This is a genomic window from Methyloceanibacter sp. (genome assembly GCF_050726195.1).
Classification (GTDB): domain Bacteria; phylum Pseudomonadota; class Alphaproteobacteria; order Rhizobiales; family Methyloligellaceae; genus Methyloceanibacter.
This window is the reverse complement of the sequence record NZ_JBOHJC010000018.1, coordinates 38720-59101: the sequence shown is the minus strand read 5'-3', so window position 1 is coordinate 59101 and position 20382 is coordinate 38720. Positions and strand designations below refer to the sequence as shown.

The following is a 20382-nucleotide window of genomic DNA, read 5'->3' as shown; positions in this document are numbered from 1 at the left end:
CTTGGCCGGCGCGGGATCCTTGGGTTTGGCGGGGGATGTCTTGGTCTTGCTCACATCGCGCTTATAGCTGCGGGAAGCCTTGGCGCACAACGCTGATTGCAAGGGAATGCTCACCCACAATGCGTCATGCCCGGGCTTGTCCCGGGCATCCAATAGGGCCGATCGGCCTGCTCGGAGTCGATGAAGAGTCCCTATTGGCGGGACGAGCCCGGCGATGACGAGTAAAGGAGACTCAGGGCGTATCCGCAAGCGCGGCAATCGCCGCACGAAGTTCGGGGATACCCATCCCGGTGCGCGCCGACGTAACCAGCACCTGGGGATAAGCCGCTGGGCGCTTGGCAAGCTCCGCCGTTACCTCGGAGGAAACCTCCTCAAGCTCGGAGGCCTTCGGCTTGTCCGCCTTGGTCAGCACCGCCTGGTAGGACACCGCCGCCTCGTCCAGGAGGGTCATGGTTTCGCGGTCGTTAGGCTTGATGCCGTGGCGCGCGTCGATGAGGAGGAACACCCGCTTCAGGGCGCGCCTTCCCCTCAGATAGTCGCCGATCAGCCGGGTCCAGCCCTTCACCGCCGACTTTGGCGCTTTGGCGTAGCCATAGCCCGGCATGTCCACGAGGACGAGTTCGCCCTTGTGGCCGAGCGTGAAAAAGTTGAGTTCGCGGGTCCGCCCCGGCGTCACCGACACGCGGGCCAAGGTCTTGCGGCCCGTGAGCGCGTTGATCAGACTCGACTTGCCGACATTGGAACGTCCAGCGAAGGCGATCTCGGGTCTGCCCTCCGCCGGCAGCCCATCGATGGACGCGACGCCTCTCAGGAACACGCAAGGGCCTTTGAACAGCGCCTCACCCTTGGCGATGTCCTCAGCCGAAAGCTCAGATGTATCGGTAGCGCTCATACGGGCCCACTCTCATCGTCATGCCCGGCCGAAGTGCCGGGCATCCACGAATCTCGGTGGGCGACATTAAAGACGTGGATGGCCGGGACAAGCCCGGCCATGACGAAAGAAGCGCGGCCCTCGACTCGCCGCTACTCGCCGGGCTCGCTCTGCGGCGTCTCGCGCGCCTGATCCGCCGCCTTCGCGGCTTGCGCCCGCTTCTCCGCGCGGGACTTGCGCTTCGAGCTGGCAGTAGCAGGCTTCGCGTCGGCGTTGTCATTCGCCGGCGCTTCCGCCTCCGGCTCCACCGGTTCCGGCTTGGCAGGCTTCGGCGGCCTGATGCCGAGATTCTCCAGAAGCGGGATGTCCACGCCCTGCCGCCACATGATGAAGGACTGCTGCAACACCGACAGGAAATTGTTCCACGCCCAGTAGATCACGAGCCCGGCCGGGAACGAGGCGAGCAGGTAGGTGAAGAACACCGGCATCCAGGTGAAGATCTTCTGCTGGATGGGGTCCGGCGGCGCCGGGTTCAGCTTCATCTGCACCCACATGGTGATACCCATGATGATCGGCCACGCGCCGATCATGAGGAACAGCGGCGGCTCCCACGGGATCAGGCCGAACAGGTTGAAGATGCTGGTCGGGTCCGGCGCCGACAGGTCCTTGATCCAGCCGAAGAATGGCGCATGCCGCATCTCGATGGTGACGAACAGCACCTTATAGAGCGCGAAGAATACCGGGATCTGCACGAGGATCGGCAAGCAGCCCGACGCCGGGTTGACCTTCTCCTTCTTGTACATCTCCATCATCGCCTGCTGCTGGCGCATGCGGTCGTCCGGAAAGCGCTCCTTGATCCTCTGCATCTCGGGCGCGAGCTTCTTCATCCGGCTCATCGACACGTAGGACTTGTTGGCGAGCGGGAACAGCACGAGCTTGATCAGCACCGTGACGATGAGGATCGACACGCCGAAATTGCCGACCAGCTTGTAGAAATAGTCGAGCGCGTAGAACAGCGGCTTGGTGAGAAAGTAGAACCAGCCCCAGTCGATCAGGAGATCGAACTTGGGGATCGCATACTTCTCGGCATAGCCGTCGACGACGTTGACCTCCTTGGCGCCGGCGAACACCTGGCCTTTCACCTGCGCGCTGCCGCCCGCCTCGATGGTCAGCGGGCCCATCAGGTAGTCGGTCTGGAAGCGGGTGCGGTCGCCCTTGACCGAACCTGCGAACTTCGCCTCGAAGCTCTTGCCCTGCTCGGGGATCACCACCGTCGCCCAATATTTATCGGTGATGCCAAGCCAGCCATGGTCGCTCTTGAACGTGGCTGGGGGGTCCTCGACCGCGCTCGAATAACTGATCTCTTCGAGCCCGTTGTCGACAACGCCGATCAGGCCCTCGTGCAGAATGTAGAAGCCTTGCACGTTGGGCAGTTCGTGCCGCGACACGAGCGCGTAAGGGTAGAGCGTGACGGCCTCCGAGCCGGCGTTGGTCACCTTGTCGTCGATCGTGAACATGTATTTGTCGTCGATCGAGATGGTGCGGGTGAAGCTGAGCCCCTTGCCGTTGTCATAGGTGAGGGTGATGGGCGACTGCAGGGTGAGCGGCCCCTGGCTTTGCGCCGTCCACAGCGTGTCACCGGCGGGAGGGGCGAGGTCGCCTCCGCTCGCGCCGACATAGCCGCGCTCCGCGTAGTAGGCGTGCGGGTCGCCGGCCGGCGACAACAGCACGACCAGCGGACTGTTGGGCTCGACGGTTACGCGGTAGTCCTTGAGCGTCAGATCGTCGATGCGTGCGCCTTTGAGCGCGATCGAGCCTTTGACGCTCGGCGTATCGATGGGCACGCGCGGCGAGGCGCCGAGCGCCTGCTCGCGGGTGAGGCTCGTGGCGGCGCCGGGCGGCTGCGGCAGGTCCCCTGGCGCAGGCGTGACCCCTGGCTGTGGCGCTTCGCTTTCAGGCTGCGGCGGGCCTTGCTCGGTCTGCTGCTGCGCCTGTTGCTCCTCGGGCGGTGGCGTCGGCACGAAGAAGAACTGCCAGGCGAACAGCACGACCATCGACAGCACGATGGCGAGGATGAAATTGCGATTGTTCTCGTCCATGTCGCTTTCAGCTCAACGGCCGTTTGTCCGCAACGCGTGGGGAAGAAGCTAATCGGTATTCGGCTTTCGGCGCGTCTTTGCCGCAGAGGGCTCGTGCACCCTAGAAAGCGCGCGTTCAAGGTCCTTGATCAGCTCGGTGAAGGGCCGTTGTACCGTGCCTCCCCGCGCGATCAAGACATAATCATAGCCCGGGACCGCATGGGCCGGGCCGGTCAGCCGCACGGCCTCCTTGAGGCGCCTGCGCGCCCGGTTGCGGAGAACGGCGCCCCCGAGGCTTTTGGTCGCGGTGAAGCCGAAGCGGGCAAGCTCCGGCGTCTCGCGCGACGAGGCGGCGCGGGGGCGCGCCTGGAGCACGAGCGAGGGTGTCGTGAAGCGCGTCCCGCCCTTCACGAAGAGGAATTCGGCACGGGTCTTGAGACGTCCGATGGCCGTCACCGGTTAAGAGGCGGCTTGCCGCATTAGGCCGAAAGGCGCTTGCGCCCCTTGGCTCTGCGCCGAGCGAGCACCTTGCGGCCTGCTTTCGTCGCCATCCGGGCGCGAAAACCGTGACGCCGCTTGCGGACGAGCCGCGATGGTTGGTAGGTGCGTTTCAAGGACTAATCTCCCGCCTTCCGTTCACGCCCCGCGAATGGTTGGGGGCGGGCGCCATAAGGCCAAGCTCGGGCGGCTTATAGGTGCCACACCCACGCAAGTCAATCAGCGCCGCGGTCTTGCGGGTCAGGGGAGGCAGCCGGAAAAGCGGTCGATTGCCCCGTCCGGGAGTATGGCGATGACGGCCCCGCCACTGCCCGCCCAGGCTTGCAGATCCGCCACGGTCGCCTCGGGCGCCGCGACGCAGCCGACCGTGCCTTGTCCCCGGCCCCGCCAAATATGAACGAAGATGCAGGAGCCGGACTTGGCCCCTCCGCTCGTCGGGTAGTCGACCACGATCCCGCGCTTATAGAGCGGGATGGCGCCCATACTCTCGCCGCTCACGCCCTTTCCCGCCTCCTCCTGCGTGACGATCTGGCTGTAATGGGGCGAGGTGGGATCGTCGACGCAGATCTGCACGCCCCTCTCGATCTCGAGATAGCCTGGCAAATCCGACGGTGCGAAGCCAAAGGCCGGGCCTAGCGCGAAGATGCCGGCTGGCGACCGGCCATCGCCTTCTATCTTGATTGGTTCGCCGGCCTTTGCTTCGCCGCGATAAGTGAGCCCCCAGCCGAGCCCCGTCTTGCCGACCACAGCCGCCTGCGGTCCGCTTCGCTGCCGCCAGGAGTCGGCCAGCGAAGTGCGCTCGAAAGTCTGCAAGGTGGCGTCAGCGCCGTTCATCGTCGCGGTGGTGACGAGGATGAGGCGCGTGGCGTCGGCAAGCGGCGTTGGGCATGCCGCACTCGCTGGTCCGGCGAGGAGGACCGCGCCTGCGTAAGCGACCAGAGCCCAGCCAGTCATTGCGTCCCTTCGCCTCATCTTGCACTCCCCTCCCGCCCGGCTGTTGTCCCGGCGGGCAAAAGTCGGTTAATCAGTATAAGCTCCCTCCCGACGCTGGGCGATGACGTCGCCCAGGCTAAGCCAGTCCGCAACGCATGCCAGACCGCCCAGCTGCGCCAACAGGCACCTTTTGCATCACGTTGAGTGACGGCGCATCACATTGGCGCGAAAAACCGTTCCCGGCGGCGAGGGCGGCTGCCTATGTGTTGGCACCAGGCAGTCAGGGAGGACCCTTGAGCATGGATACCGTGTCGGACATAGCGCGCGGCGCCGCAATCTGGCTCAAGCGGCTCTGGCCCCTCCTTCTGCTCTTCGCCGTTGCCGGCTTCGTCGTCGCCATGGGCTGGCACCGCTACCTCACTCTGGAGCAGCTGGCGACACACCGCTTCGCCCTGCGTGCCCAAATCGAAGGCAACCTGCTGCTCGCGCTTTCGGTCTTCATCGCGCTCTACGCCGCCATCGTGGCGCTGTCATTGCCGGGGGGCGCCGTCCTCACCATTGCCGGTGGCTTTCTGTTCGGCTGGCTCATTGGCGGCGCGGCTTCGCTCATCGGAGCCACGATCGGCGCCACGGTGGTGTTCCTCATCGCCAGGAGCGCCTTGCGGGACGTGCTAGTCGCGCGCGCCGGTCCCGCCTTGAAGCGCTTCGCCGAGGGCTTTCGCGAGAATGCCTTCAGCTATCTCCTGTTCCTGCGTCTCGTGCCGATTTTTCCATTCTGGCTCGTCAACCTTGCGCCGGGTCTGCTCGGCGTGCCGTTCGCGACCTATGTCCTGGCCACCGTCCTTGGCATCATTCCGGGAACCTTTGCCTTCTCCTTGGCGGGAAGCGGGCTCGACAGCGTGATCGAAGCGCAGCAAGCTGCCCACCAATCCTGCCTTGCCAAGGCGGGAGAGGGGGGCCAAGAGTCGTGCCCATATGGGCTCGATCCCAGCCTGTTGCTGACGCCGGAGCTTATTGCCGGGCTGGTGGCGCTTGGGCTCGTCGCGCTCATTCCGGTCGCGGTAAAATGGTTCAGGCGGCGGCCGGCCTGAGGCGGTTATGGGGGACTAGGCGATCATGGAAGAGGTGCTGAAGCCCGACCTCTGCGTCATCGGTGGGGGCTCAGGCGGCCTTTCGGTTGCCGCGGCGGCGGCGCAGTTCGGCGTGCCCGTGGTGCTCATCGAGAAGGGCCTGATGGGCGGCGATTGCCTCAACTATGGCTGCGTCCCGTCCAAGGCGCTACTCGCCGCGGGCAAGCGCGCCGACGCCGTCCGTACCGCCTCCACTTTCGGCATCGAGGTGCTCGAGGCGCAGATCGATCATCGCGGCGTCCACGATCACGTCCACCGCGCCATCGCCGCCATCGCCCCCAACGATTCCATCGAGCGCTTCACCGGGCTCGGCGTCCGCGTGATCCAGGCGCAGGCGAGCTTTCTCGACAAATTCACCGTGGAGGCCGGCCGCGTCTTGGTTCGCGCCCGCCGCTTCGTCATCGCCACCGGCTCCTCGCCGACGATCCCGCCCGTCCCCGGCCTCGACGAGGTGCCCTATTTCACCAACGAGACCATCTTCGACGTCAGCGAGCGCATCCAGCACCTGATCGTCTTGGGCGGCGGCCCGATCGGGCTCGAGCTCGGCCAGGCCCATCGCATGCTCGGCGCCCACGTCACCATCTTCGACATGGCCAATTTCCTCGCCAAGGAGGATCAAGAGGCCGCCAGGGTCCTGCTCAAGCGCCTGGAGGATACCGAGGTCGTTCTCTACCCCAACACGCGGGTCGAGCGCATCGAGCCGTCGGTGCAGGGCGTCGCCGTGCACTTCCACAAGGACGGCGAGAGCGTCATTATCAAGGGCACGCACCTCCTGGTGGCCACGGGCCGCAAGCCGAACCTGAAGCAGCTCAGTCTCGACCGCGCCGGCATCGCCCATACCGACGACGGCATCAAGGTCAACGAGCAGCTCAAGACCACCAACCGCCGCGTCTACGCCATCGGCGATTCGATCGGCGGCCAGCAATTCACCCATCTCGCCAACTATCACGCCGGCATCGTCATCAGGAACGCGCTGTTCCGCCTGAAGCCCGACGTCAGCGCCGCCACTATTCCGCGCGTTATCTACACCTCGCCGGAGCTCGCTCAGATCGGCCTCACCGAGGACGAGGCGCACAAGCGGTATCGCCGCATCCGCATCTTCCGCTGGCCCTACGCCGACAACGACCGCGCCCAATGCGAGCGCGAGACCGACGGCTTCATCAAGGTCATCACCAAGAAGGACGGCACCATTCTCGGCTGTACCATTGTGGGGGCCGAGGCGGGCGAACTGCTTCAGCTCTGGGTCATGGCCATGGCCAAGGACATCAAGATCGGCGACCTCATCTCGCTGGTCCTGCCCTATCCGACCCTGTCGGAACTCTCGAAGCGGGTGGCCTACGCCTACTATCAGCCCACCCTGGCGAAGGGTTGGCTCCGCACTATCATCGGCTTGTTGCGCCGCCTGGGTTGACGGCCTCGGCCTTCGGAAATTTGCCCGCTTTTCTGGTAAGATGCGCCCGGATGCATCCGCGGGCATAGCTCCGCCGTAACTATTGCTTGGCAATGGACAAAGATCCAGAGATGACGCCTGAGAGGGAGCAGCTCTCCCGCTACATGCCGGGGCTGTCGGCCAAGCTCCTGCTGCTCACCATCCTCTTCGTCATGGTGGCCGAGGTGCTCGTGTTCGTGCCGTCGGTTTCCAATTTCCGCCGCCAATGGTTGATGGAGCGACTGGCTGCGGCGCAAATTGCTTCGCTCGCGGCAGAAGCCGCGCCCGGCGGCCAACTGCCCGCCATGCTGCGCGACGAGCTTCTCGACAGCGCCAAGGTGAAGGCCATCGCCGTGAAGCGGGCCGACGCCCGCGTGCTCGTCATCGAGATGGACATGCCGGCCGAGATCGACGCGGCCTACGATTTGCGCGACGCGTCGTGGCCGAAGCTCATCGCCGACGCGCTCATGGTCTATGTCGCGCCGGACGGCCGCGTCATCCGCGTCATCGGCGAGCCCGGCTTCCACCACGGCGAAATGATCGACGTGGTCATGGAGGAGGGGCCGTTGAAGGCCGCCATGATCCGCTACGGCCTCGACATCCTGGGGCTGTCGATCCTCATCTCCATCATCACCGCGACCCTCGTCTATCTCTCGCTCGACGCGCTGCTGGTGAAGCCCATGACCAAGCTAACCTGGAACATGGTGCGCTTCGCCGAGAAGCCGGAGGATCCAACCAGGGTCATCACGCCCTCGGCACGACGCGACGAGATCGGCACCGCCGAGCGCGAGCTGTCCGCCATGCAGCAGGAGCTGTCGGAGACCTTGTCGCAGAAGACGCGGCTTGCGGCGCTCGGCCTCGCCGTGAGCAAGATCAGTCATGATTTGCGCAACATGCTGTCGAGCGCGCAGCTCCTGTCCGACCGCTTGGCTGCCGTCAAGGATCCCACCGTGCAGCGCCTCGTGCCGAAGCTGATCGCCTCGCTCGATCGCGCCATCAGGCTGTGCGTCGAGACGCTCGATTTCGGCCAAGCCAAAGAGAGCCCGCCGCGGCGCATGCGCTTCGAGCTTGCGCCGCTGGTGACGGAGGTCGGTGATAGCCTCGGCCTGCCGCGCGACGATGCCATCGGCTGGCGCCTCGACATCGAGGATCAGCTCGAGGTCGACGCCGACCGCGACCAGCTCTACCGCGTGCTGAGCAATCTGTGCCGTAACGCCGTGCAGGCGCTGGAGAGTGAGAGCCGCGCCGGCAAGATTATGGTGATTGCCCGCCGCGAGGGCGCAGTCGCCATCATCGACGTCGCCGACGACGGCCCTGGCGTGCCGGAAAAGGCGCGGGCGCGCCTGTTCCAGGCGTTTCAGAGCGTGGCGCGCAAGGGCGGCTCAGGCCTTGGCCTTGCCATCGCCGCCGAGCTCGTTCAGGCCCATGGCGGCCAGATCGCGCTCGTGAGCAATGAGGGCGGCGCCACCTTCCGCGTCACCATTCCCGACATCGTCGTGGACCTGGAGCGGGCACGGCGGCGCCGCGCTTGAGAGGGCCGGCTACTCGACTTTCTCCGCCTCAGATTTGGTGGCCTCGTCCTTCTTGCCCTTCTGGTAGGCGACCTTGAAGTACTTATCGCCGTCCTTGCTGAGCTTGGTGATCCAGCCCTCCTGCCCCGCCCATTTGATCACCGCTGTGCCCTTCTTGTTCTCCTTCCACTTGCCTTCCAGGATCTCGCCCTCGCGCGTCCCTGCGGCAGCGCCGTCTTCGGAGAGGGTGATCTCCATCGGCTTGCCTTGCGTATCCTCGGTCTTGTACTTGCCGACATAATCGCTGGCGGCGAAGCCGGCGCCGGTTGACATGGCGACGGCGAGGACGGCAGCCCCTAATGCGGCGGCTGCCTTGTGAACAATATGGTCTAGAGTCATGGCGTGCTTCTCCCAGGTTGATGCTGTTATATATAGATGAAACCCGGGCAAAAGCAGGGGAGTTCCCGAGTCTTGCCTTGGGCCCCTTGAGGCATTAGGTAGTCGGGACCGAGTTGCCGCAACATCCGGCGTGCCTCGTTTCCGCCAATCCCGCCCCACGCTTGGCGGGGTTTTGGCTTAAGCGCCCGTAGCTCAGTTGGATAGAGCACCAGACTACGAATCTGGGGGTCAGAGGTTCGAATCCTTTCGGGCGCGCCATTAAATCAACGACTTAGCTATCAAGCGCTTCCCGGCGATCATCCGCCCTCCGGGAGCTTCGCGCCGGCAAGGGGCGGGCCCGCCGGCGAGCAGCTACCGGCTGCCGGAAAATCAGATGGCATCTCCTCGCCGCCGCCCAGACCTATCGCGCGTCAGAAAAGATGCAGCAAGCTCCGGACGGGGCGCTAAGATGAGCGAGGCTAGCGAGAGACACCCCGGAAGGGCTTGAAGGAATGGCGCGCCGGCGAAGGAGCGCAATAGCCGCCACCAGCACGGTCCACCTGGCGGGATCGGCGTTGGTCTGTCCTTGCCACGTATGCGCTTTCTATAGCAGCGCCGAAGAGCAATACGCGGCGCTCGTGCCATTTCTCAGCGAAGGGCTGGAAGCCGGTGAGCGCGTCGTGTCGCTGGTCGATGCAAACGAGCGCGCCGATCGGATCAAGAGATTGAAGCTTGCGGGTGTCAACGTGGAGGCCGCGCAGCGGAGCGGCCAACTCGAAATCGAGATCTGGGAAAACACTTATCTGCGCGACGGACGGTTCGACGCCGAAGAGATGCTTGTTTACTTGCAGGAAGCCATCAACACCGGACTCCAGCGCGGCTTCGCGCGGACAAGAGGCTGGGCGAACATGGAATGGGCGCTTACCGGAGCGCCCGGCGCCGAGGAGTTGGCACTCTACGAGAGCCGCGCCAACTTTATCCTGCCGCTTTATAGCGATGCCGCGGTCTGCGCCTACGACGTCTCGCGCTTCCCCGCGTCCGTGCTCGAGGATGTCGCCCGCGCCCATCCATACATCCTGGCCGACGGCTTCGTGCAGGAAAACCCGCACTACGTGCCGCCCGAGGAGCTGGTGCCGGAGTTCGAGCGCCGGCGCCATTAGCTCCGCGCGTCACTCGCCGGTGCCCGTATGAGCACCGCATCCACGACGACTAGCCGATGCTCAGCGTGGCACGGTCAATCACCGCCCAGTCGCAGCGAAGCCTTGCCAGCCCGCGAACGGACTGACAAGGCTCGCCAGCGCGGAGGGGTACGCTTCCGCTATTTCGCGAGCTTCTTGTAGGCCTCGTCCTCGTGCATGGTCGCCATGACGATCGTTCCGAACGTCACGATGACCGCAGCCGCAAGGATAGCGTAAAGAATGGCCGGCTTGTCGGCGAAGGTGAAGTAGGCGGCCGCCCCTTCCCAGGTCGTGATCGGACTACCCATCTTTGTCTCCTTTCCAAGTCGTCGCCGGGTTGAAACGGCCGTCTATTCCGCCGGCTGAGGCATTGGCATGCTCTTGCTGCCGACCGCAGCCTCCGGATAGGCCTTGGCGGGGATCTCGGCCGCGTCGAGGCCGATCTCCTGCGCCTTGTCCGGTACTCTGAGGAGCCCGAAGGACTTCAGCGCGAACGAGGCGAGATAGCCGGGGATGAAGCCACACAGCAGCATGACGATGAGGCCGACGAACTGGCCGATGAACGAGGTCGGCGGCGCGTCGCCCACATTGGGGTAGCCGGTGGCGAGGATGCCCACCGCCAGGACGCCGATGATGCCGGAGAAGCCGTGCACCGAGACGGCGCCCACCGAGTCGTCCACGCCCATGCGCGCCAGGAAATCGTTGCCTGGCTTGATGATGACGCCGCCGACAATGCCGAGCAGGAAGGCGAGCGGCGGGTACCACACGTCGAGGCCCGCGGCGGCGACGAAAATGCCGGCAAGCGCGCCGGACATCATCCAGAACGGGTCACGCGTCATCGCCCAGGCGCCGATGATGCCCCCGGAGAAGCACATCAGCGTGTTGAACGCGTAGGACGACAGGGTCGCGGGCTGGCCGTAGATGTTGGTCCACTGGGCGCCCGGGTTGAAGATCAGGCACGCGCCGAGGAACCCGAAGAAGCCGACGATGATCAGCATCAGCCCGATCAGCACCATCGGCACGTTGTGCGGCAGCAATTCGTTGAGCGAGCCGTCGGCGTTGTAGCGGCCGATACGCGGTCCGAGATTGAGCAGCACGCCGAGCGCGAAGAAGCCGGCGACCACGTGGATCAGGCCGGCGCAGCCAACGTCGTGATAGCCCCAGTCCTTTACCAGCCACCCGTCGGGGTGCCAGCCCCATGACGCGGCGAGGATCCAGGCCACCGAGCCGAGCAGGATCGCCAAGATCACGAAGGCCGACACTCGGATGCGTTCGATGACGGCGCCGGAGAAGATCGATGCCGTGGTCGCGGCGAACAGCACGAACGCCGCCCAGAACACGCCGCTTGCATTGTCGGCGAGGTTCGGGCCCATCTCCACCGCCCAGGGCAGGCCGGCATTGCCGGATTCGCCGGGAATGATGCCGCTCGGAAAGGCAAGATAGATCCACCAGCCGAAGAAGAAGAAGGTCGGAACGATGAAGGCGAAGGCGAGAATGTTCTTCACGCCGGAGGCGAGGACGTTTTTCGCGCGGGAGGCGCCCATCTCGTAGGCGAGAAAGCCCGCGTGAATGCAAATCATGATGGCCGTGCACCACCAGTAAAAGATTTCCACGTCGACGGTGCCAAGCATGCCGCCCGTCTTGGTGAGTTCTGCGATTTGTTCTTCCATGGATCAGCTCCCCATCCGACAGACCATGGTCGGCCGGCGCTGCCGGACGCCACGCTCCGAGCTGGAATTGTCGTTTCCCCACAGGAAACTAACTTTACCGTCGCAAGAGCCGTGCCATGCGCGGAGAGTCCGCTGAATCAAGCGTTTGCTTGTGCGGTGCAGCGAAAGCCACGGGGAGTCTGCCTAATTGCGCGGCGAACTGCTATGGAGCGGCGCTTCGAGCGCGCCGCGCTCAGAAGAATTTCAGATAGCGCGCACGCTCCCAATCGGAGACGGCGTTGTGATAGGCGTCCCACTCGCTCCGGCGGAAGCTCGCATAGGCCTTGAACATGCTCTCGCCTATCACCTCGCGGGAAAGCGGATCCGCCTCGAAGGCGTCGATCGCCTCTTCAAGGTTCCGCGGCAGGAGCTTGATGCCCATCGCCTTCAGCTCGGCGTCCGGCTTGGTGTACATGTTCTCGGTGTGCGGCTCGCCAGGATCGAGCCCCTCGCGAATGCCTTCCAGCCCCGCACTCAGCACCATGGCCGCGCCGAGATAGGGATTGTTCGCAGAGTCCGCGGCGCGGAGCTCGACGCGCCCTCCGCCGAGCGGAATGCGTAAGGCGTTGGTCCGGTTGTTATTGCCGTAGCATATGAACACCGGCGCCCAGGTGGAGCCCGACATCGAGCCTTGCTTGATGAGCCGCTTGTAGCTGTTCACCGTGGGCGACACCACGGCGCTGATCGCCGGCAAATGTCTTAGAACGCCCGCGACGAACTGATAACCGAGCTTGGACAGGCCGCAGCCGCGCGGGTCGTTGCGGTCGACGAAGAGATTGTCCCCGGTGTCGAGGCTCGCGAGCGACATGTTGTAATGAGCGCCGGAGCCGGTGCGGTTGGCGAACGGCTTCGGCATCCACGAGGCGAAATAGCCGTGCTTCCTGGCGATGGCGTTGGCCATCATCCGGAGGAACACGAAGCGGTCGGCCATGGTCATGGCGTCGGCGTAGCGGAAGTCGAGCTCGAACTGGCCGTTGCCGTCCTCATGGTCGAACGAATAGACGTCCCAGCCGAGCGCATCGAGGGCGTCGACCAGCTCGCCGAGCCAGTGCAGATTGTCGAGCGCGCCGTAACCGTCGTAGCAGGGCTTGTCCAGCGTATCGCGGTCGGAGACTGGTTGGGGGCCCGCTTCGGTGTCCTTCAGCACATAGAACTCGGGTTCGAGCCCGAGATTCATGAAATAGCCTAGGTCGGCGGCCCTTTTGGTTGCGCGCGCCAGGATGTTGCGGCTGCACGCCTCGAACGGCTTGCCCTCGCACCACAGATTGCTGGCAAACCAGGCGACGTTCTTCTGCCAGGGCAGCACGATGCAGGAGGCGGGATCTGGCCGCGCCGAGACCTCCTCGTCGCTCACGTCCTGCGGCACGCCGTCGAGCGCGGCGCCGGTATAGAGCTCCGAGCCGGCCATCATGTGATCGAGATGAGCGAGCGGCACCATCTTGGTCTTCGACACGCCATGCATGTCGGAGAAGCTCGCCATGAGGAACTCGACGCCCGCCGCTTGGAGCTGCTCGCGGAGTGTGTTGAGGTCTTTGGTCGGCTTGAGCATAGCGGCACCCGGATACTGACAGCCTTCACTGCGTGAGGATGCTAGCCCAGCCGCTTGCGCCGTTAAATATTTTTTCCCGCAGATAAAGTCGCAGCCTCAAGCCTAGGGGCTGTTCGCCTTGACGAGATCGTCGCGCGCCTTTTCCAGGTGCTCGGTGATCAGGGTCTGGGCGAGCTGCGCGTCGCGCACATGCAGCGCGGTGAAGATGCCGCGATGCTGCCGGTTGTAGTCGGCAATCACGTCGGGGGTCAGGATTTTCTCCTTCATCGCGTCCCATTGCGCGTGCAGCCGCACGTGATTGATCTGACGATAGATGTTGAGCAGGAGCGGATTGGCCGAGGCGCGGGCGATGAGCAGATGAAACTCGCCGTCCCACTTGGAGAAAGTGTCCTTGTCGTTGGTCGAGGCTTCCGCATGCGCCAGCACCGATTCCATCTCGTCCAAGGTTCGCCGCGTGGCGTGCAGCACCGCGAGCCTGGTGGTGAAGGGCTCGACCGCGAGCCGCGCCTCGATGAGTTGCAGCGGGCTAACCTGATCGGCGAGGTCGGCGCTGCGCTGCCCGGCCGCCAAGGTCGAGCCGACGAAGGTCCCGCTGCCAAGGCGCCGCGACACCAGCCCCGCCTTTTCCAGTTGGTCGAGCGCGCGCCGCACGGTGCTCCGCGCCGCCTTGAACGTCGCGGCAAGCTGCCGCTCAGGCGGCAGCCGTTCGCCTTCGCTGTAGGCGCCGGTCTCGATGGCGCGCTGGAGATAGGCGGAGATCGCGCCGACGCCCCGGCTCGGCTTCTCCAGAGCTGCCAGAACGGAGTCGGCTGCGTCGTTGCGTTGCTGCTGCGTCAAGGTTTCGCTCATCGATGTGAGCCCACTTTGGGCCCGATTGGAGAAATTGGTTTACAATCGGTCCGCAATTTGCTCTTAATGGCCTCGGTTGAGACTGGGTAAGGGCCAATGTCCACGATTCCACCGCAAAAGTCTACCATTGCGGACCACTTTGGGACCAATTCCCTATACCAAATGGGTCCCAAATGACAATCCCTCATGCTGCCAAATACGCCATCATCGGCGCCGGTGTTCACGGCCTAAGCACCGCCTACCACCTTGCACAAATGCTCCGGGCGAGCGGGCGGGGCTCCGGCGCGGACATCATAGTTGTGGATAAGACGGCGGTGGGTGCCGGCGCATCGGGCATCGCCTGCGGCGTCGTCCGCAACAACTATTTCCAGCCGGCCATGCGCGAACTCATGGCCCACTCCGTCGAGGTCTGGGAGAGCGACCCCAAGGCCTACGCCTATCATCCCGTCGGCTACATGCAGATCAGCCCCGAATGCATGCAGCGGGACGTCGCCTCCATCTACGAGCAGCAAAAGGCCATCGGCTACGAGTCGGTGTTTGTCGAGGGCGCCGAGGACTCCGCCAAATACATGAAGGGCCTGTTCGACGATTGGCAGGCACAAGGCATCACCTCGGTGCTGCACGAGAAGCGCGGCGGCTACGCCAACAACATGGCGAGCATGCTGGGGCTGGCCGCCAAGGCCGAGGCCGAAGGCGTGCGCATCCTGCCTGCCGTCGAGGTGCTCGACTTCGAGTTTGGCTCGAACTCGGGCGCCATCACCGGGCTCAATACCAATCAGGGCCACATCGCCTGCGAGACCGTGGTGGTCGGCGTCGGCCCCTGGGTGAACAGGATCTGGAACCTGCTCGAACTGCCGAAGGCGATCACTGTCAAGGACCTGACCGGCAAGGTGCATCCCAACGTGCCGATGTGGAAATTCTGGTGCCTCGAAGAGGGCACGCTCGGCGTCGACCCCAACCTCCATCGGACCAATGACGGCCGCTTCCCCCCGGTGCTGCACGTGGACACCGACGCGCCGCTCTACTCGAACCGCGACGGGCGGCTGATCACCGACAAGCTCTGGGGCATCTACTACAAGCCGGACTTCAATTTCGGGGGGATTCAGGGCGGAGCCTCTCCCTACAAGATCGACCAGGACCCGGACCGGGTGGCTGTCGACCCCTATGGCCCTGAATCCCCCGACTTTGTCGTCGGAGAGGATTTCATCGACATGTGGTGCTCGGCGCTTGCCCACTGCCAGAAGCGCTTCGAGGGCCAAATGCCCAACTACCGGAAAGACGAGAAATCAGGCGGTCTCGGCTGCTTCACGCCCGACAATTTCCCGGTTTTCGATACCTTCCGCGAGAACGTTTATATGATTGCGGATTCCAATCATGGGTACAAAATGATCGGTGTCGGCAAGCTCGTGGCCCAAGAGTTGATGGGAGAGAAGAGCGCGCTGCTCGAGCCGTTCCGCTTCGCGCGGTTCGAGAAGGGCGAGCTGCATCCGACCTCCCACAGCCCGTTTCCATGGAGCTGACAGTAAAAGGGGTATGACATGAACTACGCCGCATCCGCTGACAGTAAACCTATGGACATCGAACGCTTCGTCGACGATCCGCAGCGGCAGGAGCTGGTCAAAGAGGTCCGCCGCAAGATCGACGAGCTCGGCATCGACTATCTCTATTTGCAGTTCGTGTCGGTCACCGGCCGCATCATGGGCAAGGGCATTCCGGCCGACCACTGGGAGAGCGTGGCCAAGAAGGGCTTCCAGCTTGTCTACGGCGCCACCATGAACCTGTTTCTCAACCGGCACGGAGACTATCTCGGCTACGGCCCCGAGGCGGCCGAGCTCGTCGGCATTCCCGAGCCTGAGACCTTCATGCAGCTCCCGTGGGACAGGCGAGTGGCGCGACTTTGGTGCACCTTGTTCCGCAATCGCGAGGAGCGCAAAGAGCCGGGCGCCTTCCTCTCCGCGGACGCGCGCGGCAATCTCCGCCGCATCCACGACCAGTTCAAGCAGGACCACGGGCTCGAGCTTCGGCACGGCACCGAGCCGGAGATGATGTGGCTCAAAAAGGACGCCAGCGGCCAGCCTGACGGCGGCTATTCCAATCCTTACTGCTACCATATCGACCAGTTCGAGAGCTTGCGGCCCGTCTACTTGCGCGTCATCGACTATTGCCGCGAGATGGGCCTCGACATGATCCAGGGCGACCACGAGGATTCGCCCGGCCAGCTCGAGCTCAACTTCACCTACGACGACGCGCTACGCACCGCCGACCGGCTCGCCACCTACCGGCAGATTTGCGCCCAAGTGGCGCGCGAGTTCGGCATCATCGCCTGCTTCATGTGCAAGCCGTTCATGAGCGTGTCCGCCAACGGCTGCCACCACAACATTTCGCTGTGGCGTGGCGGCGACGAAGAGGTGAAGACCCTCGGCAACGATCCCGACCGGCTGCCTGGCATGCCGCAGAATTACATGTACCGCCGCGGCGGCGACAATACCTTCATGCCGGACACCGACGACGTGCAGCTGCCCGGCAAGCTCGGTCTCCAAGCCATCGGCGGCATCGTCAAGCATCTCGGCGCGCTGACCGCTATCGGCTGCTCGACGGTGAACTCCTACCGCCGCCTGTGGGATACGGGCTTCTGGGCGCCGGTGTTCTCCGACTGGGGCTTCCAGAACCGCACCACGGGCTTGCGCGTCTCGGCCCCGGGCCGCTTCGAATACCGCGCCGTGGACTCCATGGTGAACCCGCATCTCATGGCCGCAGCCCTGCTCAAGGCCATGGACGACGGCCTCAGGAACAATCTCGACCCCGGCGCGCCGGAAGAGCGTAACATCTATCAGGCCATGGAGGCCGGCAAGCAGGTGAAGAAGCTGCCGATGACCTTGGGCGACGCCCTCAACGCGCTCGAGAAGGACGACGTCATTCGCGCGGCAATGCCCGGCGAGATGTATCGCCTTTACGACGAGTATAAGCGGGACGAGTGGGAGCGCTTCAACCACACCGTCACCGAATGGGACCTCAAGACCTATCTCGACTGCCTGCCGTAAACGGCGGCACCAAGGAGGAAGCGAACAATATGTGCGGGATTGCCGGAGTGATTCATCGTGGCGGCGCCACCAGCGTCGGCCAGGAGATGACGGCGATGCTCAAGAGCTTGAGGCATCGGGGTCCGGACTCGACCGGGTTCGCCATGTATGGCGTCTCGACCCCGGACTACTACGTCATGCGCCTCAAGCTCGCCGAGCAGGAGGATTTCGCCAAGGACCCCCACATCCGCCCGAAGATCAGGGAACGCCAGGCGCAAGTCGACGAGAAGCTCGCCGAGATCGGCGCCGTGACCATCAAGGTCAACGAGGCGACACCTTACGCGTTCCGCTACCAGCTTCGCTATGCCGGCGACACCAAGCGTCTCGCCGCCGATATCGAGCAGATCGACGGCGCCGAGGTCCTGTCCTTCGGCAGCGCGCTCGAGCTGATCAAGGATCTCGGTGACGCGAGCCGTGTCGCCGAGCAATACGGCCTCGCCGCCTTCAAGGGTACCCACGGCATTGGCCACACTCGCATGGCGACCGAGTCCGACGTCGACATCCGCTCGGCGCATCCTTATTGGGCCTATCCCTACAACGACATCGCCGTTGTCCATAACGGCCAGATCACCAATTACTGGATCATGCGCCGTGAGATGGAGCGCCTTGGCCACCGGTTCATGTCGAACTGCGATTCCGAGCTGCTTGCCGTCTACACCGCCAACAATCTTGAGCAGGGCGCGACCTTGGAGGATTCGCTGAAATCTTCGATCAAGGAGATCGACGGCGTGTTCACCTACCTCGTCGCCACCGACAAGGAGCTGGGGCTCGCCAAGGACACCATGGCGGCAAAGCCCATGGTGCTCTACGAAAGCGACGATCTCGTCGCGCTTGCCTCCGAGGAGGTGGCCATCCGCGCCATCGTGCCGCGAGAGATCGACACGTCGGACCCCTATGACGAGGAGGTGCGCGTATGGCAGCGCTGACGCGATCCGCCCCATCCGAGCAGGAGCGCCTCTCCTACGAGATGGGGCTGCATAACGAGCAGCTCAAAGGTCGCTCGATCCAGAAGTTTTTCGACATCAACCTCGATGAGGCGCATCACGGCTTCCTGCTGCCGGACGCCTTCGACGTCGACTTCAACAAGCGGGCCGAGATCGACGCCTCAAACATGCCGGCGAAGGAGGTCAATCTCCGCATTCGCGAATTGATGGCCGACGGTTACGGCACCATCGTCATCAAGAACCCCGGCGCCAAGCACTCGCTCGCCGTCGGCATTCTCAACCGGCTCAATCTCATCATCGACGGCTCGCTCGGCTATTTCGGCTGCGGCCTAATCGACGGCCCCAATGTCCGCATCTCCGGCCGCGTCGGCTGGTCCTGCGCAGAGAACATGATGAGCGGCACCATCCTCATCGAGAAGAACGCCGGCTCGCAGTTCGGCGCGGCGATCAGAGGTGGCGACCTCGTCTGCAAGGGCGACGTCGGCTCGCGCACCGGCATCGACATGAAGGGCGGCAACATCATCGTCGGCGGCAACACCGGCGCCTTCACCGGCTTCATGATGCAGCGCGGGCGCATGGTGATCTGCGGCAACGCCGGCAAGAATCTCGGCGACTCCATGTATGACGGCACCATCTACATCGCCGGCGAGCCGCAGAGCCTGGGCGTCGATGCGGTGTGGGGCGAGGTGACCGACCTCGACCGCAAATGGCTCGAGAACAAGCTCCGCATGTACGATGTCATGCCCAAGGGCGGCATCGGCGCGTTCCGCAAGATCGTCGCCGGCAAGCAATTGTGGAACTACGACAATCTGGAGCCGACCGAAAAGAAAATGGTGCTCTAGGAGAGATGAGGCTGGGCTGATGGCAAAGAAGACCAAGAACGGCGGAAACGGGATCAAGGCGCCGGCCGAGGCGAGCCGCTTCATCCTCGGCAAGAGCCGGATCTTCACCCCGGATGTCATCAACGACATCCATGTGAAGTCCGAGCTTGGCCGCTACCGCATGCGCGGCTTCTCGCTGTTCAAGAAGATTCCCCATTGGGACGATCTCACCTTCCTACCGGGCACCCTGACCCGCTTCGTCATCGAGGGCTATCGCGAGAAATGCGACACCAAGACGGTGATCGGCCCCAAGGCCAAGCGGCCCATGGTGCTCGACATCCCGGTCTATGTGACCGGCATGAGCTTCGGCGCGCTGTCCTATGAGGCCAAGATCGCGCTTGCCCGCGGCGCCACCATGGCCGGCTCCGCCACCTGCTCCGGCGAAGGCGGCATGATCCCCGACGAGCGCCGCTACTCCATCAAGTGGTTCTATCAGTGCATCCAGTCGCGGTACGGCTTCAACCCGCACCATCTGCGCCTCGCCGATGCCTGCGAGTTCTTCATCGGTCAGGGCTGCAAGGTGGGCCTAGGTGGCCATCTCATGGGCCAGAAGGTCACCGACCAGGTCGCCGAGATGCGCTCGCTCCCGGCCGGGATCGACCAGCGCTCGCCGGCGCGTCATCCCGACTGGCTCGGTCCCGACGATCTCGCTCTCAAGATCGAGGAGGTCCGCGAGGCGACGAACTGGGAGATCCCCATCCAGCTCAAGCTCGGCGCCGCCCGCGTCTATGACGACGTGCGCATGGCCGTGAAGTGCGGGCCTGATTCCATCTATATCGACGGCATGGAGGGCGGCACCGGCGCCGGTCCGCATATCGCCACGGAGGATACCGGCGTCCCCGGCATCGCCGCCATCCGCCAGGCGCGCCGCGCCATCGACGAGCTCGGCAAGCGCGGCGAGATCACCCTTGTCTATGCCGGCGGCATCAGGAACGGGGGCGACGTGGCCAAGGCGCTTGCCCTTGGCGCCGACGCCATTGCCATCGGCCATTCGGTACTGATGGCGCTCAACTGCAACAAGGAAATCCCGGAGTCCGACTTCGAGGCGGAGATGGGCGTGCCGGCAGGCTATTGCTATCACTGCCACACGGGCCGCTGTCCTGTCGGCGTCGCCACGCAAGACCCCGAGCTCCGGAAGCGCCTCGATCCCGACGAGGCGGCGGAGCGCGTCTACAACTTCCTGCATACCCTGACCTTGGAGGCGCAGATGCTGGCCCGCGCCTGCGGGAAGACTGACATCCACAGCCTCGAGCCGGAAGACCTCGCGGCGCTGACCATGGAAGCCTCGGCCATGGCGCAAGTGCCGCTCGCTGGCACCGACGTCACCATCGGCGTCGAGAACTATCACAAGCTCGGGTGAGGGA

19 protein-coding genes and 1 tRNA gene are annotated in these 20382 nt (G+C 64.2%); 10 read left to right on the top strand and 10 right to left on the bottom strand.

Features of this window, described 5'->3' with window-relative positions; translation table 11 throughout:
- Positions 1 to 232 precede the first annotated feature (232 nt).
- From yihA to ACRECX_RS12795, 5 genes are all read right to left on the bottom strand, one after another.
- Positions 233 to 892 (bottom strand): ribosome biogenesis GTP-binding protein YihA/YsxC, encoded by a 660-nt coding sequence (yihA, locus tag ACRECX_RS12815; RefSeq protein ID WP_431559227.1) that lies wholly within the window; start codon positions 890 to 892, stop codon positions 233 to 235.
- 131 nt (positions 893 to 1023) lie between these two features.
- Positions 1024 to 2970, bottom strand: a complete 1947-nt coding sequence (gene yidC / locus ACRECX_RS12810; RefSeq protein ID WP_431559226.1) for a membrane protein insertase YidC — start codon at positions 2968 to 2970, stop codon at positions 1024 to 1026.
- A gap of 48 nt (positions 2971 to 3018) precedes the next feature.
- Positions 3019 to 3405: a ribonuclease P protein component gene (gene rnpA, locus ACRECX_RS12805; RefSeq protein ID WP_431559225.1), complete on the bottom strand. Its 387-nt coding sequence runs from the start codon at positions 3403 to 3405 to the stop codon at positions 3019 to 3021.
- Between the two features lie 23 nt (positions 3406 to 3428).
- A complete protein-coding gene (rpmH, locus tag ACRECX_RS12800) occupies positions 3429 to 3563 on the bottom strand; it encodes a large ribosomal subunit protein bL34 (RefSeq protein ID WP_431559224.1) in 135 nt (44 codons plus the stop codon).
- A gap of 124 nt (positions 3564 to 3687) precedes the next feature.
- On the bottom strand, positions 3688 to 4401 hold the full coding sequence (locus ACRECX_RS12795) for a hypothetical protein (protein WP_431559223.1): 714 nt from the start codon (positions 4399 to 4401) through the stop codon (positions 3688 to 3690).
- Between the two features lie 278 nt (positions 4402 to 4679).
- Here ACRECX_RS12795 and ACRECX_RS12790 point away from each other — a divergent pair, with 278 nt between their 5' ends.
- The 3 genes from ACRECX_RS12790 (at position 4680) to ACRECX_RS12780 (ending at position 8471) form a co-directional block, all read left to right on the top strand.
- Positions 4680 to 5471: a TVP38/TMEM64 family protein gene (locus tag ACRECX_RS12790; protein ID WP_431559222.1), complete on the top strand. Its 792-nt coding sequence runs from the start codon at positions 4680 to 4682 to the stop codon at positions 5469 to 5471.
- A gap of 25 nt (positions 5472 to 5496) precedes the next feature.
- On the top strand, positions 5497 to 6921 hold the full coding sequence (locus tag ACRECX_RS12785; RefSeq protein ID WP_431559221.1) for a dihydrolipoyl dehydrogenase family protein: 1425 nt from the start codon (positions 5497 to 5499) through the stop codon (positions 6919 to 6921).
- A gap of 110 nt (positions 6922 to 7031) precedes the next feature.
- Positions 7032 to 8471 (top strand): sensor histidine kinase, encoded by a 1440-nt coding sequence (locus ACRECX_RS12780; RefSeq protein WP_431559220.1) that lies wholly within the window; start codon positions 7032 to 7034, stop codon positions 8469 to 8471.
- A 9-nt stretch (positions 8472 to 8480) separates the two neighbouring features.
- Here ACRECX_RS12780 and ACRECX_RS12775 read toward each other — a convergent pair whose 3' ends face one another.
- Positions 8481 to 8849, bottom strand: a complete 369-nt coding sequence (locus ACRECX_RS12775; RefSeq protein WP_431559219.1) for a hypothetical protein — start codon at positions 8847 to 8849, stop codon at positions 8481 to 8483.
- A gap of 181 nt (positions 8850 to 9030) precedes the next feature.
- Here ACRECX_RS12775 and ACRECX_RS12770 point away from each other — a divergent pair.
- Positions 9031 to 9107, top strand: a tRNA-Arg gene (locus ACRECX_RS12770).
- Positions 9108 to 9340: 233 nt separating this feature from the next.
- Positions 9341 to 9988 carry an MEDS domain-containing protein gene (locus ACRECX_RS12765; protein WP_431559218.1) on the top strand — a complete coding sequence of 216 codons (648 nt, stop codon included), beginning with the start codon at positions 9341 to 9343 and terminating at the stop codon, positions 9986 to 9988.
- A 158-nt stretch (positions 9989 to 10146) separates the two neighbouring features.
- On the opposite strand, the gene ACRECX_RS12760 is transcribed toward ACRECX_RS12765, so the two are convergent.
- The 4 genes from ACRECX_RS12760 to ACRECX_RS12745 all read right to left on the bottom strand — a co-directional run bounded on the left by ACRECX_RS12760 (position 10147) and on the right by ACRECX_RS12745 (position 14113).
- Complete coding sequence (locus tag ACRECX_RS12760) at positions 10147 to 10314, bottom strand: hypothetical protein (RefSeq protein WP_431559217.1); 168 nt, start codon at positions 10312 to 10314, stop codon at positions 10147 to 10149.
- 42 nt (positions 10315 to 10356) lie between these two features.
- Complete coding sequence (locus tag ACRECX_RS12755; RefSeq protein ID WP_431559216.1) at positions 10357 to 11676, bottom strand: ammonium transporter; 1320 nt, start codon at positions 11674 to 11676, stop codon at positions 10357 to 10359.
- A gap of 232 nt (positions 11677 to 11908) precedes the next feature.
- Positions 11909 to 13264 carry a type III glutamate--ammonia ligase gene (gene glnT / locus ACRECX_RS12750; protein WP_431559215.1) on the bottom strand — a complete coding sequence of 452 codons (1356 nt, stop codon included), beginning with the start codon at positions 13262 to 13264 and terminating at the stop codon, positions 11909 to 11911.
- 102 nt (positions 13265 to 13366) lie between these two features.
- On the bottom strand, positions 13367 to 14113 hold the full coding sequence (locus ACRECX_RS12745) for a FadR/GntR family transcriptional regulator (protein ID WP_431559214.1): 747 nt from the start codon (positions 14111 to 14113) through the stop codon (positions 13367 to 13369).
- 173 nt (positions 14114 to 14286) lie between these two features.
- On the opposite strand from ACRECX_RS12745, the gene ACRECX_RS12740 reads away from it, so the two are divergent.
- From ACRECX_RS12740 to ACRECX_RS12720, 5 genes are read left to right on the top strand one after another with little or no spacing between them, the layout of a single operon-like run.
- Positions 14287 to 15633: an NAD(P)/FAD-dependent oxidoreductase gene (locus tag ACRECX_RS12740; RefSeq protein WP_431559213.1), complete on the top strand. Its 1347-nt coding sequence runs from the start codon at positions 14287 to 14289 to the stop codon at positions 15631 to 15633.
- A gap of 18 nt (positions 15634 to 15651) precedes the next feature.
- Positions 15652 to 17154 (top strand): glutamine synthetase family protein, encoded by a 1503-nt coding sequence (locus ACRECX_RS12735; RefSeq protein ID WP_431559212.1) that lies wholly within the window; start codon positions 15652 to 15654, stop codon positions 17152 to 17154.
- Complete coding sequence (locus ACRECX_RS12730) at positions 17118 to 18119, top strand: hypothetical protein (protein ID WP_431559211.1); 1002 nt, start codon at positions 17118 to 17120, stop codon at positions 18117 to 18119. Before ACRECX_RS12735 ends, ACRECX_RS12730 begins: the two co-directional genes overlap by 37 nt.
- Positions 18107 to 18979, top strand: coding sequence for a hypothetical protein (locus ACRECX_RS12725; RefSeq protein WP_431559210.1), 873 nt, complete (start codon positions 18107 to 18109; stop codon positions 18977 to 18979). Before ACRECX_RS12730 ends, ACRECX_RS12725 begins: the two co-directional genes overlap by 13 nt.
- 19 nt (positions 18980 to 18998) lie before the next feature.
- Complete coding sequence (locus ACRECX_RS12720) at positions 18999 to 20378, top strand: FMN-binding glutamate synthase family protein (RefSeq protein ID WP_431559209.1); 1380 nt, start codon at positions 18999 to 19001, stop codon at positions 20376 to 20378.
- Positions 20379 to 20382 lie beyond the last annotated feature (4 nt).

Coding starts and splice junctions, on each gene's coding strand:
- ACRECX_RS12785 (WP_431559221.1), top strand. CDS start 5,497: ATGGAAGAGGTGCTGAAGCCCGACCTCTGCGTCATCGGTGGGGGCTCA.
- ACRECX_RS12765 (WP_431559218.1), top strand. CDS start 9,341: ATGGCGCGCCGGCGAAGGAGCGCAATAGCCGCCACCAGCACGGTCCAC.
- yidC (WP_431559226.1), bottom strand. CDS start 2,970: ATGGACGAGAACAATCGCAATTTCATCCTCGCCATCGTGCTGTCGATG.
- ACRECX_RS12725 (WP_431559210.1), top strand. CDS start 18,107: ATGGCAGCGCTGACGCGATCCGCCCCATCCGAGCAGGAGCGCCTCTCC.
- ACRECX_RS12775 (WP_431559219.1), bottom strand. CDS start 8,849: ATGACTCTAGACCATATTGTTCACAAGGCAGCCGCCGCATTAGGGGCT.
- ACRECX_RS12790 (WP_431559222.1), top strand. CDS start 4,680: ATGGATACCGTGTCGGACATAGCGCGCGGCGCCGCAATCTGGCTCAAG.
- ACRECX_RS12755 (WP_431559216.1), bottom strand. CDS start 11,676: ATGGAAGAACAAATCGCAGAACTCACCAAGACGGGCGGCATGCTTGGC.
- ACRECX_RS12795 (WP_431559223.1), bottom strand. CDS start 4,401: ATGACTGGCTGGGCTCTGGTCGCTTACGCAGGCGCGGTCCTCCTCGCC.
- yihA (WP_431559227.1), bottom strand. CDS start 892: ATGAGCGCTACCGATACATCTGAGCTTTCGGCTGAGGACATCGCCAAG.
- ACRECX_RS12740 (WP_431559213.1), top strand. CDS start 14,287: ATGACAATCCCTCATGCTGCCAAATACGCCATCATCGGCGCCGGTGTT.
- glnT (WP_431559215.1), bottom strand. CDS start 13,264: ATGCTCAAGCCGACCAAAGACCTCAACACACTCCGCGAGCAGCTCCAA.
- ACRECX_RS12760 (WP_431559217.1), bottom strand. CDS start 10,314: ATGGGTAGTCCGATCACGACCTGGGAAGGGGCGGCCGCCTACTTCACC.
- ACRECX_RS12780 (WP_431559220.1), top strand. CDS start 7,032: ATGACGCCTGAGAGGGAGCAGCTCTCCCGCTACATGCCGGGGCTGTCG.
- ACRECX_RS12735 (WP_431559212.1), top strand. CDS start 15,652: ATGAACTACGCCGCATCCGCTGACAGTAAACCTATGGACATCGAACGC.
- ACRECX_RS12745 (WP_431559214.1), bottom strand. CDS start 14,113: ATGAGCGAAACCTTGACGCAGCAGCAACGCAACGACGCAGCCGACTCC.
- ACRECX_RS12730 (WP_431559211.1), top strand. CDS start 17,118: ATGGGACCTCAAGACCTATCTCGACTGCCTGCCGTAAACGGCGGCACC.
- ACRECX_RS12720 (WP_431559209.1), top strand. CDS start 18,999: ATGGCAAAGAAGACCAAGAACGGCGGAAACGGGATCAAGGCGCCGGCC.